The 13,947-nt window shown below is 70.8% G+C and carries 12 protein-coding genes and 1 tRNA gene; 4 read left to right on the forward strand and 9 right to left on the reverse strand.

What is annotated here, in order from left to right; genetic code table 11:
* Nucleotides 1–84: 84 nt before the first annotated feature.
* Both OWM54_RS19540 and OWM54_RS19545 read right to left on the reverse strand, forming a co-directional pair.
* Nucleotides 85–1,338, reverse strand: coding sequence for a vWA domain-containing protein (locus tag OWM54_RS19540; RefSeq protein ID WP_141331093.1), 1,254 nt, complete (start codon nt 1,336–1,338; stop codon nt 85–87).
* Nucleotides 1,339–1,659: 321 nt separating this feature from the next.
* Nucleotides 1,660–1,824 (reverse strand): hypothetical protein, encoded by a 165-nt coding sequence (locus OWM54_RS19545; protein WP_170300443.1) that lies wholly within the window; start codon nt 1,822–1,824, stop codon nt 1,660–1,662.
* Nucleotides 1,825–2,397: 573 nt separating this feature from the next.
* Here OWM54_RS19545 and OWM54_RS19550 point away from each other — a divergent pair.
* Entirely contained in the window at nt 2,398–4,608 is a 2,211-nt protein-coding gene (locus OWM54_RS19550; protein WP_223751844.1) for a (Fe-S)-binding protein, read from the forward strand.
* Nucleotides 4,609–4,692: 84 nt separating this feature from the next.
* On the opposite strand, the gene OWM54_RS19555 is transcribed toward OWM54_RS19550, so the two are convergent.
* From OWM54_RS19555 to OWM54_RS19585, 7 genes are all read right to left on the reverse strand, one after another.
* Complete coding sequence (locus OWM54_RS19555) at nt 4,693–5,247, reverse strand: DUF2378 family protein (protein WP_267698463.1); 555 nt, start codon at nt 5,245–5,247, stop codon at nt 4,693–4,695.
* 145 nt (nt 5,248–5,392) lie between these two features.
* On the reverse strand, nt 5,393–5,851 hold the full coding sequence (locus OWM54_RS19560; protein WP_267698464.1) for an ankyrin repeat domain-containing protein: 459 nt from the start codon (nt 5,849–5,851) through the stop codon (nt 5,393–5,395).
* Between the two features lie 64 nt (nt 5,852–5,915).
* Nucleotides 5,916–6,893, reverse strand: a complete 978-nt coding sequence (locus tag OWM54_RS19565) for a TolB family protein (protein WP_223751847.1) — start codon at nt 6,891–6,893, stop codon at nt 5,916–5,918.
* Between the two features lie 119 nt (nt 6,894–7,012).
* Nucleotides 7,013–7,540: a non-proteolytic archaemetzincin-like protein gene (locus tag OWM54_RS19570; RefSeq protein WP_046710478.1), complete on the reverse strand. Its 528-nt coding sequence runs from the start codon at nt 7,538–7,540 to the stop codon at nt 7,013–7,015.
* A 66-nt stretch (nt 7,541–7,606) separates the two neighbouring features.
* Nucleotides 7,607–7,677: transfer RNA gene (locus tag OWM54_RS19575), tRNA-Gln, on the reverse strand.
* 210 nt (nt 7,678–7,887) lie between these two features.
* Complete coding sequence (locus OWM54_RS19580; protein WP_267698465.1) at nt 7,888–9,045, reverse strand: RtcB family protein; 1,158 nt, start codon at nt 9,043–9,045, stop codon at nt 7,888–7,890.
* Nucleotides 9,042–9,431, reverse strand: coding sequence for a ribosome-binding factor A (locus OWM54_RS19585; RefSeq protein WP_267698466.1), 390 nt, complete (start codon nt 9,429–9,431; stop codon nt 9,042–9,044). Before OWM54_RS19585 ends, OWM54_RS19580 begins: the two co-directional genes overlap by 4 nt.
* Nucleotides 9,432–10,001: 570 nt before the next feature.
* Between OWM54_RS19585 and OWM54_RS19590 the strand changes: the two genes are divergently transcribed.
* From OWM54_RS19590 to OWM54_RS19600, 3 genes are all read left to right on the forward strand, one after another.
* On the forward strand, nt 10,002–11,393 hold the full coding sequence (locus OWM54_RS19590) for a dihydrolipoyl dehydrogenase family protein (RefSeq protein ID WP_223751850.1): 1,392 nt from the start codon (nt 10,002–10,004) through the stop codon (nt 11,391–11,393).
* Between the two features lie 432 nt (nt 11,394–11,825).
* The gene (locus OWM54_RS19595) at nt 11,826–13,088 is read left to right on the forward strand and encodes a glycosyltransferase family 87 protein (RefSeq protein ID WP_223751851.1); all 1,263 of its coding nucleotides are present in this window, start codon (nt 11,826–11,828) and stop codon (nt 13,086–13,088) included.
* Between the two features lie 82 nt (nt 13,089–13,170).
* Nucleotides 13,171–13,947: an energy transducer TonB gene (locus OWM54_RS19600; RefSeq protein WP_267698467.1), complete on the forward strand. Its 777-nt coding sequence runs from the start codon at nt 13,171–13,173 to the stop codon at nt 13,945–13,947.

Raw genomic sequence — 13,947 nt, forward strand, 5'->3', positions numbered from 1 at the left:
GGCTGTGGTCCAGGGAGGTAACGAGGCACACATTCCAGCGCCAACACGGGGGCGGCCCACCCGGGAGGGGCAGGCGGCCGAGCCTCAATCCTCCGACTTCCAGGGCGCCAGGGCGGGCAGGGGCAGCGCCGGACCGATGCGGCTCAGGGTGATGCGGGACGCCTCCGAGTGCGCGCGGCGCATCACCAGCGCCTGGGGCTGGGCCGCGCGACGCTCGACGATGCGGCGCAGGTCCGCCAGCCGCTCCAGGTGGCGCTGCGGGGGCACCTCGGGCGCGCCCAGCCGCGCGAGCTTGTAGAGGGCCAGGTCCGCGGACTCCAGCGCCTGCTCCGCGGCGGACTGCTGCTTGCGTCCCAGCGACTTCCAGGCGGCGGCCTCGGCGGCCACCAGCTCCAGCTCCGCGGACACCGCGCGCACGAAGCGGCCCGGGTCGCTGTCGGTGTCCACGCGCGTGACGGACACGGGCCCCCGGCGCGTGTCGCTGCCCTCCACGAAGGACGTCGTCACACCCAGGCTCCACTCGGTGGACACCGGACGTCCCGCGAAGAGCACGCGGCGCGGGAAGGACTGGGACACCGAGCCCAAGGACGCGCTCATCGCGTCCCCCTCCACCCGCGCGGGATAGCGGTGCCGGCAGCGCAGCTCCAGGAAGCCCGAGGGCAGCACGTACACGCGCGCGTCCGAGCCCACCTCGCCGAACAGCTCCGCGGACAGCGAGCCCACCGCGTCGGGCAGGCCCTCCGGGTCGTCCACGTGCACGAAGCCCGTGCCGGACGGACTGGTGAGCGCCTCCAGGATGTCGGGCAGGTAGTGGCGCCCCAGCCCCAGCGCGTGGAGGACGACGCCGGACTCGACGACGCGGGCGCCCAGCGTCTTGAACTCGGCGAGGTTCGACACGCCGACGGACGGCTCACCGTCGGTGAGCAGCAGCACCTGGGGCCGCGCGCCGGGGACGAGCACGCGGCGCACGGCGTCCGCGCCCCGCTCCACGGCCTCGTGCAGCGCGGTGCCCTCGCCGGACTCCAGGCGGGAGAGCGCCTTGAGCAGCGCCGCCTTCGCGGGCGCGTCCATCGCGCGCACGGGCAGCACCTGCTCCGGCTCCGCGTCGAAGGTGAGCAGGCCCAGGTAGTCACGGGGGCTGGCGCGCTCCACCAGCGCCTGCGCCGCCTGCACCGCCGCGAGCAGGGGGATGCCGCGCATGGAGGCGCTACGATCCAACACCAGGTTCACCGCCACGGGGGCGCGAGGCGCGTCGACGTCCGCCTCCAGCGTGACGAGCAGCAGCACTTCCCGGCCGTGCTCCGCGTCCCGCTCCACTGCCAAGGCCGTCTGCTTCATCCGCGCTCCCGTGCGAGCCCACGACCCGTCCCGCCCGCGAACCGTCCCAGGCAGACGGCGCCCGCCAAGGCCGGAAGTCTCATGGACCTTCAGGGGGCGCCTCGCGGGGGTGAGGCCAGCCCGTCGAGGATGTCGGCAGTCACACCCCGGACGCAAGAGGGGCCGTCCGCACCCCACGCGGAGCACGACACACGCCGTCGCGATTCGAGTCTTGTCCGGGAAATCCCACCGGCCCGGGAGCCACCAGCAAGGGGCCACCGCGCGAGCCGACCGACGTCTCAGCAATGCCCCCGCGCGTCCACGAGCCGCGGGGGCCGCGTGTCACTCCGCCGCGTTCCAGCCACCCCACGACTCCTCGGCGTAGCCCCACCTGCGGCCACCTGCGGAGCCATCCACGGGCGTCACGCTCTCGCACTCGCCATCTTCCGCGAGGTCCACATACGGCAGCCCCTCATCGTCCATGTACGTGGTGTCATCGTGAACCATGTCCGGCTCCTCCACGGGCGCTCCGCTCGACGAGGTGAACGGCCTTCCGGCTCGCCTCCTCGCAGACGCCCCTTTTTCGGTCCTCGTGGGCCCGCCCCATGCGGTACCCGGCTACGACTCGTTGACCGATTTACTAGCCATGGTGACCATGTCGCTTCGCGTTGTAAAGCCCTTGGGACGTCAAAGTTTCGGGCCCTGCCTCGCTCCGCTGCTCCCCTGCCTGCCCTACAGCCTCGGACTCAACAAATACAGCCAGTTGGAGCAGAATCCGGTGGCGGACAGTCTAGGGAGCCATCGTACAAGGTAGGGCCGACCCTGGCCGGATGGAAGCACACACCTGTCAACACTCGGCCGTTTTCAAGCGGGTGAGCGCTGAGTGCGGGTGTTGGTAAATCGGTGTAGCAAGCCAGCTTGCTCGCCCAGGGCACCGCGCCGTGCTTCAGTCCCGGACACGGCGCCCGCTCGATGCTTGATTCGAGAATCACCCCTGTTAGGGTTGACGGGCACTCAAGTTTTGCCGCATCGCGGCAACGGGCCTACCGCAACATCCCCTGAGAGGTCCCCCGAGTCCCAATGAGCCCCATCATCACCGGCCTTTTGCTCGCCATTGCCATCCCCATCTTCGTGATGACCATGTCCGGTCGCGTGGGCGTGCTGCTCGCGATGAAGAAGGAGGGGCGGCTCGACAACATCCCGTTGCGCATCAAGCGGCTCGTGTTCTTCGGACTCGGGCAGCGGCGCATGGTGGACCCGGAGGAGTTCACGCCCGGGTTGATGCACGTGCTCATCTTCGCGGCGTTCCTGGTGCTGCAGGTGCGCACCCTGATGATGTTCGCGATGGGCTTCTCCACGGGCGCGCTGGAGCTGTTCACCGACTTGAGCCACCCGTTCTGGCTGGAGAACGCCGGGCTGGGGATGCTCTACCGCGTCTACCTGCTGGTGAAGGACGTGGTGGCGGCGCTCGCGCTGGTGGGCTGCGGCTACTACGTGTGGACGCGCTGGAAGGTGAAGCCGGACCGCATGTCCCAGTCCTGGGAGGCGTACCTCATCCTGGGCTTCATCTCCGGGCTGATGGTGTCTGAGTTCCTGTTCGGCGGCAGCCACATGGTGGCCGCGAACGCCGCGGCGCAGGTGCCGGTGGGCGCCACCCAGGTGCCCGCGTCTCCGTCCGCGCTGGTGTGGTGGGAGCCGTTCACCAGCCTGACGGGCCTCTTGATGATGCCGCTGGGCGCCACCGCGGCGCACGTGCTGGGCGTGGCGGGGTTCTGGATCCACCTGGTCATCGTCCTGGCGTTCCTGAACTTCCTGCCCATCGGCAAGCACTTCCACATCATCACCGGCCTGCCCAACGTCTTCTTCCAGCGCACGCACTCCACCGGGAAGCTGTCCACGCCCAACCTCGAGAAGGAGGAGTTCGGCGCGGCGACGGTGACGGACCTGACGTGGAAGCAGGGCCTGGACCTGTACTCCTGCACCGAGTGCGGCCGCTGCCAGACGCACTGCCCCACGTACATCACGGGCAAGCCGCTCACTCACAAGGCCGTCAACCAGGACCTGAAGCACTGGCTCTGGGACCACGAGCAGTGGGTGGAGGAGGGCTACGGCCCCAACCACGTGAAGGAGGCCCTGCCGGAGATCGTCGGCAGCGCGCTCAAGTCGGAGACGGTGTGGGCCTGTACCAGCTGCGGCTGGTGCGAGCAGGCGTGTCCGGTCTTCATCGAGAACGTGCCGCGCCTCATCGACATGCGCCGCTACCAGGTGCAGGTGAAGGCGGACTTCCCGCCCGAAATCCAGCGCGTGTTCGAGGGCATCGAGCGCCAGGGCAACCCCTGGGGTCTGGGCCAGGACCGGCGCGACGAGTGGGCCGAGGACCTGGCGCTGCCCACGTGGGGTGACGACGGCGGCCCGTACGAGTACCTGTTCTTCGTGGGCTGCGCGGGCAGCTACGATGACAAGCAGAAGAAGGTCAGCCGCTCGCTGGTCAAAATCATGCGGGAGGCGGGCGTGAGCTTCGCCACGCTGTCCAAGCAGGAGATGTGCAACGGCGACTCCGCGCGCCGCATGGGCAACGAGTACCTGTACCAGACGATGGCGAAGACGAACGTCGAGTCGTGGAACTCGATGGGCGTCAAGGCGGTCATCACCCAGTGCCCGCACTGCTTCAACACCATCAAGAACGAGTACCCGGAGTTCGGCGGCGAGTACCGCGTCATCAACCACACGGAGCTCATCAACGAGCTGTTGCGTGAGAAGCGCATCAAGCTCTCCGCGGTGATGAACACGAAGCTCACCTACCACGACCCCTGCTACCTGGGCCGGCACAACGGCGTGTACGACGCGCCCCGCGAAGTGCTCAAGGCCATCCCCGGCCTGGAAGTGGTGGAGATGCAGCGCAGCAAGCGCGAGGGCTTCTGCTGCGGCGCCGGTGGCGGCCGCATGTGGATGGAGGAGCACATCGGCACGCGCATCAACCACAACCGGTTGAACGAGGCGGCGCTGACGCTCAAGCACGCGGAGGACCCCACGACGCCGTTCCCGGACGCCGCGGACAAGAAGAAGCCCGGCCAGGTGGGTGACTACAAGGAGAAGGGCGGCACGGGCATCGTCGCCGTCGCGTGTCCCTTCTGCTCCACCATGCTCGGCGACGCGGTCAACGACACCGGCCGCGAGGAGAACATCAAGGTCAAGGACATCACCGAGCTGGTCGCCGACGCGATGGAGACGCGCGGTGGCCCGGCCGGCGGTGTCACCCCTGGCGCCACGCTGAGCGCCAAGCCGGAGTAGCGCCGCAACCGCTTCGAGCGAGGGCCCGGAGGCTTCCTTCAAGGAGCCCCGGGCCTTCGTCGTTTCAAGCGCCCCACGGACGGCTCAGGGCTCCCACTCCAGGAGGTACGTGCAGGAGGGGCCCTCGCGGTGGAGGATGGCGACGCGGGGACCTCGCGCGCCGGAGAGCGTGAGCACCGACTCCAGCACCCCCGCGTAGTAGGTGGGCCGCTCGTTGATGTCGCTGAGCCACAGCTCCACGCGGCCCGGCGCGCTCGCCTTCACCTGGGACGTCACGTAGTTGTCCGCGCCGCGAAAGCCTCGGTTGAGCTGGAACAGCACGAACTGGGGACCCAGCGCGCGCACCCCCACGCCGAGCATCCGTCCCAACACCGTGCCCAACAGCCCCTGCATCACGGTGTGGCCCAGCTGGCGCCACGCCTCGTCCTCCGGGAGGTCCGGCCACACATCCGCGAGCACGATGCGCTGCCAGCACAGCCACTGCGACAGCGGATAGGTGGGCAGCAGGGGCTTGGACAGGTCCAGGCCCGCCTCGCGCAGCGCCTCCCAGCCGTCGGCGGAGAGGCGGTCCTTCAGCGCAATCTGGAACAGTCCGTGGACCGTCCCGCCCTGGACGAGCTTCGGTTCAGGGGTCTCCATGTGGCCGCTCCATAGAGGACCCGACGCGCGGGGTCTCGCTTCACACTTCCAGACCACCGTATGTCCCGCGGGCGGGGTCGGTGACAGCGTCCGGGCGCGCGTGGCCTCTGGTGAACGGCGCGACTGTCGCCGCGCCGACGCGCGCTCAGGGCTTGCGTTGCTTTTGCGAACGCAGCGCCCGCTCCAGCCGCGCGGTGGGGCCGTCATCGCCCAGCTTGCCGGCCACGTACGCGCTGGCCGACGCGAGCTTGTGACGAAACCCCTCGGGTTGGGTGGGCGCCATGGTGCCCGTCCGTCCGGTGGCCAGGTGCGCGCGGGCCATGTCCTGGTCGGCCTGGGAGCCGGAGTCCCACAGCAGGCGGACGCTGTCCGTGTTGCCGTAGGTGGCGGCCAGCACGAGGGCCGTCTCGCCCAGGGCGTTGGTGAGGATGGGGTCCCCGCCCGCCTCCAGCAGCAGCGCCACCAGCTCCGAGTGGCCCTCGCGCGCCGCGACCATCAGCGGCGTGAGCCCCTCGTCATCGAAGGGGTTGGGGTCGGCGCCCGCGGCGAGCTGGGCGCTCAGGGACCTGCTGTCGTTGGCGAGCACGGCGTCGAAGAGGGACATCTGGAAGCCTCCGTGCTCACGAGCATCGCGCCTTTGGGGGCGCGGATGCCACCCGCCCTGGGGACTACAGGGGGCCGTACGAGGGCTCGGCGGCGCTGGGCACCGCGAGCGTGACGGAGTTGGACGGCGCCGCGGCCACCGTGGCGCGGTAGATGCCCGGGTCGCTGCCCGCCGAGTCGGCGAAGAGGAAGCCCACCTGGCTTACGCCCGTCCACATGGGCCACGTCTCCTGGGCGCTCGCGCCGCCGTAGCTCGTCACGCGCCGCAGCGCGCCCAGCCGCCCGTTCGACAGCGACGTCACGTAGGTGCGCACGCTGCCCGAGCCCCCGCGTCCATCCAGCGCCACCTGCGTGCCGTCCGGCGACACCACGACGCGGTTGGCCACCGCGACGACGTCCCCCAGGGACGAGGTGTAGATGATGGAGCCGCCCGTCAACGGCACGTACGCCACCTGGTTGAGCTGCTGCAGGCCGCTGCCCGCGGGCGCCACCAGCGCGCTGCCGTTGGGCACGAACGACGGCGCCCCGTAGGCGATGGTGGTGTTGGGGGTGAGCTCCTGGAAGCCGCTGCCGTCGGTGTTCACCCGGCCCAGCGACGTCAGCGAGCTGTTGCCCGGGGAGAAGACGAAGACGACGCTGCGGCCGTCCGGGCTGAAGGTGGGCGTGCGGAAGTTGGAGCAGCCGCGCGCGCACGCCGGGTCGTTGGCGCCGAACAGCGTGGCCACCGTGCCGCCCGTGGTGGGCACCGTCTGCAGGGCGGTGGCACCGTTGGTGGCGCGCGTCACGAAGACGACGCTGCGGCCATCCCGCGACACGGAGGGCCAGTACGCCCCGCCCGCGCTCGTCAGCCGCTGCGGACTGTTGGGGTCCCCCGCGTCATCCACCACGTAGACGTTGCGGTCGTCCTCCCGCACGAAGGCGAAGCCCCGGCGGAAGTCGACGTCGCCGATGCCACCACCGCCACCCGCGTCGTCGAGCGCCTCGCACCCGCCCAACAACCCCACCGCCAACACGCCCCCGACGAAAACCCGCATGCCCGTCATCACAGTCGTTGCTCCACGTCAGCCGGCCCGGTCCAGAGCCCCGCACTACAGGGCGCACGGGGTCGGACGTCAACGCATCCGACGGCATTCACGGGCAGGCGGGCACGGGGGCCGCGGCCTCAGCGGTTGAGCTTGTTGAGCTCGTTGCGGCACTGGTTGCAGAGCGAGAGCTGCTTGCGGTCGCAGTCCTGCGGCGTCTGCGCGAAGAACATCACGCACCGGGGGTCCTCACAGTAGGACAGCCCGAGCAGGTGACCGGCCTGGTGGATGGCCTCCACCTGGATGCGCCGTCGCAGGTGCTCCCCGTCCGCGCCCTGGCGCAGCCGGAACACGCTCACCACCGCCGTGCGCGACTCCCGGTCCGCCTCTCCGAAGACGAACGGCGAGTCCGGCACGAACAGGTCCACGTCCGTCACCCCCAGCACCAGTTGCTGCCCCGGCTCCATCATCGGCGTGAGCCGCTTCATGATGGCGTTGCAGTGGTACTGCGACCGGTCCTTGTTGAAGGCGTAGGCGGGCGTGGTCAGGACGACCTTCGACACCACCGAGGCGGTCCCCATCTGGGTCGCCAACGGGTCCTGGAGGTCTTTCAACAGGGAAGCGGTCTGGCTTCCCACGGAGACCAGCAGGAGTGTCTTCTGCGGCATCGGGCCACCGTCCTTCATGCACGCGGACGGACGCGCTGGCTACCGCGTCCCCCCGGAGCGGATTGACTGGGGCGCAAGGATTCGAACCTTGATACTCAGAGTCAAAGTCTGATGTCCTGCCATTAGACGACGCCCCAGCAGGTTCGCACGTGTACTTCTGGCGGCCGATTCTACGGCATCTGGACGGCCTCGGGAACCCACTCTGACGTCAGGTTCGACGCGGAGGTGGATCAACCCCGGAAAGAGCCGTCCTCGGGCGCTGAATTCCACCTGGAGTGAATACATCGCTCCGGGTGTATCGGCGGAGCCCGGCGCTGGCCTGCCACCGGGCCCCGTTCCGGGGTGTTTCAGCCCTTGAGGACGGCGATGGGCGTCAGCCGGCGCACCGGGGTGACGAGGTCGGCCTCGTCCTGGAGCACCTCGGCGATGTCCCGGTAGGCGGCGGGGGCTTCCTCCACCAGGGAGTCGGCCTTCCCGGCGTCATGCACCACGCGGCGCAGGGCGTGCTCCAGGGCGGCGGGACGGATGCGGGCCCGCGCCTCCGTCCGGGAGAGGACACGTCCGGCGCCGTGGGAGCAGGAGCGGAACGAGCGGGGCTCGCCCAGGCCCTCCACCACATAGGAGGCGGTGCCCATGGAGCCGGGGATGAGGCCTCGCTGTCTGGCCTCCAGGCCCACCGCGCCCTTGCGGTGGACCCAGAGCGTGCGGCCGAAGTGCTCCTCCGGCGCCACGTGGTTGTGGTGGACGTCCACGGTGGCGTCGGCGTCGGGGGTGATGCCGAGCACGTCGGACAGCACCTCCAGCGCGCGGGCGGCGAGCACGTCGCGGTTGGCACGGGCGAAGCGGCACGCCAGCTGGGTGTCCGCGAGGCACGCGGCGCCCTCGGGGGTGTGCAGGCTCAAGCCCGGCAGCGTGCCCTCCCCGAGCGCCGTGGCGACGCGGAGGTGGTGGTCGGCGATGGTGGCGCCCACGCCCCGCGAGCCGGAGTGCAGGAGCAACCACAGGTCGCCGCCCGCGTCCCGGTCCAGCTCGACGAAGTGGTTGCCTCCGCCGAGCGTGCCCAGGTGCCGGGGCGCCAGTCGCGCCCACTCGCGGCCCAGTCGCTGGGTGGAGAGCGGGGGTGACTCCAGCTCGACGGGCAGCGCGAGCCCCCTGCCCCGGTGCGTGGCGTCTCCCACCGGGATGACCCGGGACAGACGCGTGAGCAGCGACTCCAGCAGGTCTCGACCGAGCAGCGCGGCGGGATACGCGAAGCGGTACGCGCGCACGCCGCAGCCCAGGTCTCCTCCGAGCGCGCCGGGCACGATGTGATGCCCGGTGGCGAACACGGAGCCCACCGCGATGCGCCGCGCGACGTGGAGGTCCGGCATCGCGGCCACGTGCTCGACGACATAGGGCTGGGAGGCGATGAGGCGCAGCTGCTCCTCCGCGCCCGGTGGCAGACGGCGCGTCCACGCGAGGATGGGCACGCCCCCGGGCTCCGCGGGGAGGACGCGCGGGCTCATCGCGCACCTCCCGGCTCCGTGACTCCGATGAACGTGAAGCGCAGCCGTGGGATGCGCTTGAGATTCAGGTGCTCGGCGAGCAGCGAGCGCAGATAGCCGTGGGTCCTGGCCAGCGCGTCCTGCACTTCACGGGGACTGGCCTCGGATTCGGGCGTGAGGGTGTAGCCGATGTGGATGAGGCGACCGTCCGGTGTCAGCTCGAACGACGCGAGCTGGAGTCCCTCGAAACAAGGGTCCGACAGCTCCGAGCGGAAGAGGTGCGCCACCTCATGAGACAGCGAGGACTGCACGCGCAGGTGATGCGCGGAGGGGTTTTCAGAGGACGACGATGAAGCACCCTCACGCCGACGCGGCGCGCGGGAACGACGGTTCCTGGAAGAAGACATGAGTGGACGAAAGGATTCCCAGCCGGGCCACGCGCGACGGGGTGTCGGGGCTCACGCTCCCGAGCACACCCGTGTCACGTCGCCGGATTGCACGGTGACAATGGCTGCGCGCCCTGCCGTCCCGTCCGGGAACCGGCCCGCTTCGTCCCACCTGGCCGCGAGGGCCAACGAGGAAGCGGGGCTCAGTCTCCGAGGGAGGCGCACGACGCGAAGCGACCCGAGACACCGTTGAGCGCAGTCCCCATGGCACACCTCCCGCCGCGCACGGACGCATCCGCCACGGACCTGACTGGGTTCACGTCTCACGCGAGGAGGCGCTCATCGCCTGCCCGCGTTCCACGGCGGACGCGGACGAGGACGTGGCCGCCGTCCTGACAGCGGTGCTCGACATCCTCGCGGGGCGGGGCCGTCGTCTCCTGGCGGACAGCGCACGGCGCGGGACTCCCAAGGGCGCCGCGCGGATGTCCGGTGGTGGCCATCGCTTCTTTCCACCATCCGACGAGGAGCCCCCGGTGGGATTGGCCCACCCGCACCTTGCTGCCTACGCAGCAGGAGCGCGAGGGCGAACACATGGCGGAAGTCTTCGATGTGGTGGTGATTGGTGGTGGGCCCACGGGCGAGAACGCGGGAGCGCGAGCCGCCGCGGCCGGGTTGTCGGTGGCCCTGGTGGAGCACGAGCTGCTCGGCGGTGAGTGCTCGTACTGGGCCTGCATCCCAAGCAAGGCGCTGCTGCGTCCGGCAGACGCGCTGTGGCTGGCGAAGCAGGTGCCCGGCGTGCGGGAGACCCTCAAGGGTCCGCTGGTGGCCAGCGCGGTGCTCGAGCACCGCGACGCGATGGTCGGCTACTACAAGGACGACTCGCAGGTGAAGTGGGCGGAGGGCGCGAAGCTGAAGGTGGTGCGTGGCCACGGCAAGCTCGCGGGCCCGCGCAAGGTGCGCGTGGAGGCGAAGGACGGCGGCGTGCGCGAGCTGGAGGCGAAGCGCGCGGTGGTGCTGGCCACCGGCAGCCGGCCTCGCATCCCGGACATCCCGGGGCTGAAGGAGGCGCGGCCCTGGGACAACCGCGAGGGCACGGCGGCGAAGCAGGTGCCCCAGCGACTGTTGGTGTTGGGCGGCGGCGTGGTCGCGGCGGAGCTGGCGCAGGCATGGCGCTCGCTCGGCGCGGAGGTGACGCTGGTGGAGCGTGGCAAGGCGCTCCTGTCCCGCTTCGAGCCCTTCGTGGGCGAGCAGGTAGAGCATGCGCTGCGCGAGGACGGCGTGAAGGTGGTGAAGGGGGCCACCGTCACGAACGTGAGCCGGCCTGGGGGACAGGGCGAGGTGACGGTGAAGCTGTCGACGGGCGAGGAGCTCCGCGCGGACGCGCTCCTGGTGGGCATGGGCCGCGTGCCCCGCACGGACGAGCTGGGGCTGGAGACGGTGGGGCTGAAGCCCGGCGAGACGGTGCAGGTGGACGACCAGCTTCGCGCGAAGGGCGTGGAGGGAGGGTGGCTCTATGCCTGCGGAGACGTGAACGGGCGAAATCTGCTGACACACATGGGCAAGTACCAGGCGCGCCTGGTGGGCGACGTCATCGCGGGGAAGAAGGCGAGCGCGTGGGCCGACACGAAGGCCACGCCGCAGGTCATCTTCACGCACCCGCAGGTGGCCAGCGTGGGGCTCACCGAGGTGAAGGCCCGCGAGAAGGGGCTGCCCGTGCGCACGGTGCAGTACGATTTGGGCAAGGTGTCGGGCACGTCGCTGCTCGGCGAGAAGCTGGGCGGCACCGCGAAGCTGGTGGTGGACGAGAAGCGGCGCGTCGTCCTGGGCGCGACCTTCACCGGCCCGGAGGTGGGCGAGATGCTGCACGCGGCCACCATCGCCGTCGCGGGTGAGGTGTCGCTCGACACGCTCTGGCACGCGGTGCCGTCGTTCCCCACCATGAGCGAGGTGTGGCTGCGGCTGCTCGAGGAGTACGGGCTGTAGCGTGTCGACGGCGGTCGTCGCCCGCACGCATGTCTGACTTTGCGTCCGGGCGACCCATCCCAGACAACACCCCCGCGCGCCCTCCGCGCGGGCGGGCCGTCATCGCCCGTGAGACATGACGTCGAGCGCCCGCACGCTCCCTGGCCAGGCTCATGTGCCGCCAGGTCAGTGAAACACCTCCCTCCACGCCAGGCCCACACCGCCGGACACCGCGTTCCGGAGATGGCCCCCTGCCCGTGGAGCCCGCCCCCTCCTCCACGCACAGGCCGTTGCCGGGCAGGGCCCCGGCGTGAAATGGTGAACACCTCCCCCGCCCTTCATTCCCGCGATGAACGTCGATGTCCTGGGGCCGTGCCGACACCACGGCCTTCCCCGCCCATGGCCCTCACCTCGCGTGAATGGGCCCGTCCACCCGACCCGGAGCCTGGCCCCGTGACGACCTCGTCCCAGTCCGCGAGTGCGCTCAGCGAGCCCTCCAGCCAGACGACCTACACCACCACCCGGTGGGCCCGCTGGCTGTGGTGGCTGGTGCTCGCCGTGCTCCTCGTCGCCGCCGTCGCCGTGGGCCAGCACCCCCGCCGGGGCGTGGACTTCCGCGTCTACCTCACCGCGGCCGAGCGCTTCATCGAGGGCACCGACCTCTACCGCGTCTCCGACGGCACCATGCCGTTCAAGTACGCGCCCATCACCGCGCCCCTCTTCATCCCCTTCTCCCTGCTGCCCTCGCGCATGGCCGTGGCGCTGTGGAACGTGGGCTCCATCCTCGCGCTCATCGCCGTGGCCCGGCTCACCCGCCGCGCCCCCCACGGCGCAGGCGAAGCGCCCCCCTGGTCCTGGGGGCCCCCGCTCGCCACCATCGCCCTGCTCCCCGCCTTCACCTTCGAGCTGTTCTACGGCCAGGTCGACGTCGTCATGCTCCTGCTCGTCGTCGTCTCGGCCCTGGGCGCCGAGCGCGGACAGGTGTGGCGCCCCGGCGCGGCCTTCGCCGTGGCCTTCCTGCTCAAGCCCCCCGCGGCCCTCATCGGCCTGTTCTTCCTGTGGCGCCGGCACTGGAAGGTCATCGGCGCCACCGCCGTGTTCGGCGCGCTCCTCTGCCTGCCCACCCTGGCGCGCTATGGCTGGGACGGCACGCTCGCCCAGTTCCAGCTGTGGAGCGAGACGCTCGCGCGCACCACGCCGCCCTGGGTGCTCAGCACCAACGCGCAGGGCCTGCCCACGCTGTTCATCTCCCTGTTCTACCCGGGCTCGCTCGAGACGCCCCCCGGCGCCACCATCACCCTGGCGCAGCTGGTCGCCCTCACCGTGTTCCTGGTGGGCGTGGCGTGGGCCCGGCCCGGTCCCGCGGACCTGTTGGCCCTGTGCTGCCTGGGCGTGACGCTCCTGTCACCGTTGGCGTGGCGGGCCAACTACGTGCTCGCGTGGCCCCTGGTGCGCGCGGCCACCGAGGGGCGCGCGCGCGGCAACCTCACCCTGGTCGCGGTGATCGCCTTCATCGGCACCGTGTTCTCCGACAAGGGCCTGGGGTTCGACTGGTCGCATCATGTGATGCTGATGCGCCCCTTCGCCCTCATCTACACCGCGTTGCTGATCGCCACGCTGTGGCAGGTGCGCAAGCAGGGCTCGCTGTCGGCCATGACGCCCGGTGACACTCTCGCCCGTCTGCCGCGCACCCTGCGTGGCATGCGGGCGTCGTGACGCTTCCGTCATCTTCCTGGCCTGAAAGTGTCACGGGGTCCGGACACCCCTGAAACATGGCGTCGCTATATGCGCGTCAGCCATGTTCGAAACGTTCGACAGCGCCTCCGATGTCGCCTCGGCGCGAAGGTTCGCGCTCTCCACTTCGGCGTCCGTCGCCGTCTTCGTGCTCATCGGCGTCGTGGTGGTCTCCGCCGCCGACAAGGTCCGTGAGGTCATCCAGGAGAAGAAGGGCACGGACGTCGTCTTCCGTCCGCCCCCGCCTCCCGTCGTCGAGGTGAAGCCGCCTCCGCCCCCGCCTCCCGCGCCGCCGCCCAAGGCCAAGCTGCCGCCCAAGGCCGCGCCGCCCGCCGTGGCCAAGGCGCCCCCTCCCGCCGCTCCGCTCGTCGCGCCCGCCGCCATCGTCGCGCCGCAGGCGGTGCCGCTCGAGAAGCCGCCCGAGGCCGCCACGGAGACCGTGGCCGCCGCGCCCATCGCCGTCGGAGGCACGGGCGCGCTGGTGCCCGGCGGCGTGGTGGGTGGCACGGGCGCGGGCACGGGACTCGCGGGAGGTGGCGGCCGCGCGGCCCCCATCAACCTGCCCGAGTCGGCCACGCCGCCCGAGCCGCTCGAGTCCAACCTCATCCCCGAATACCCCTCCGACGCGCGCTCACGCGGTCAGGAGGGCATGGTCATCCTCAAGGGCGTCGTCGAGGTGGATGGCCGCGTCACCCAGCTCAAGGTCATGCGCGGTGACGAGCCGTTCGCCAGCGCGGCGATGTCCGCGGTGCGCACGTGGCGCTTCAAGCCCGCCGTCGTCGAGGGCCGCCCCACGGCGGTCTTCCGCATCTTCAAGGTTCCTTTCCGTCTCAAGTCGTAG

Source organism: Myxococcus sp. MISCRS1 (assembly GCF_026626605.1).
GTDB lineage: Bacteria > Myxococcota > Myxococcia > Myxococcales > Myxococcaceae > Myxococcus > Myxococcus fulvus.

What these genes read in the sequence shown, in the direction of transcription:
- OWM54_RS19540 (WP_141331093.1), bottom strand. Translation starts at nt 1,338, where the DNA reads ATGAAGCAGACGGCCTTGGCAGTGGAGCGGGACGCGGAGCACGGCCGG.
- OWM54_RS19545 (WP_170300443.1), bottom strand. Translation starts at nt 1,824, where the DNA reads ATGGTTCACGATGACACCACGTACATGGACGATGAGGGGCTGCCGTAT.
- OWM54_RS19550 (WP_223751844.1), top strand. Translation starts at nt 2,398, where the DNA reads ATGAGCCCCATCATCACCGGCCTTTTGCTCGCCATTGCCATCCCCATC.
- OWM54_RS19555 (WP_267698463.1), bottom strand. Translation starts at nt 5,247, where the DNA reads ATGGAGACCCCTGAACCGAAGCTCGTCCAGGGCGGGACGGTCCACGGA.
- OWM54_RS19560 (WP_267698464.1), bottom strand. Translation starts at nt 5,851, where the DNA reads ATGTCCCTCTTCGACGCCGTGCTCGCCAACGACAGCAGGTCCCTGAGC.
- OWM54_RS19565 (WP_223751847.1), bottom strand. Translation starts at nt 6,893, where the DNA reads ATGACGGGCATGCGGGTTTTCGTCGGGGGCGTGTTGGCGGTGGGGTTG.
- OWM54_RS19570 (WP_046710478.1), bottom strand. Translation starts at nt 7,540, where the DNA reads ATGCCGCAGAAGACACTCCTGCTGGTCTCCGTGGGAAGCCAGACCGCT.
- OWM54_RS19580 (WP_267698465.1), bottom strand. Translation starts at nt 9,045, where the DNA reads ATGAGCCCGCGCGTCCTCCCCGCGGAGCCCGGGGGCGTGCCCATCCTC.
- OWM54_RS19585 (WP_267698466.1), bottom strand. Translation starts at nt 9,431, where the DNA reads ATGTCTTCTTCCAGGAACCGTCGTTCCCGCGCGCCGCGTCGGCGTGAG.
- OWM54_RS19590 (WP_223751850.1), top strand. Translation starts at nt 10,002, where the DNA reads ATGGCGGAAGTCTTCGATGTGGTGGTGATTGGTGGTGGGCCCACGGGC.
- OWM54_RS19600 (WP_267698467.1), top strand. Translation starts at nt 13,171, where the DNA reads ATGTTCGAAACGTTCGACAGCGCCTCCGATGTCGCCTCGGCGCGAAGG.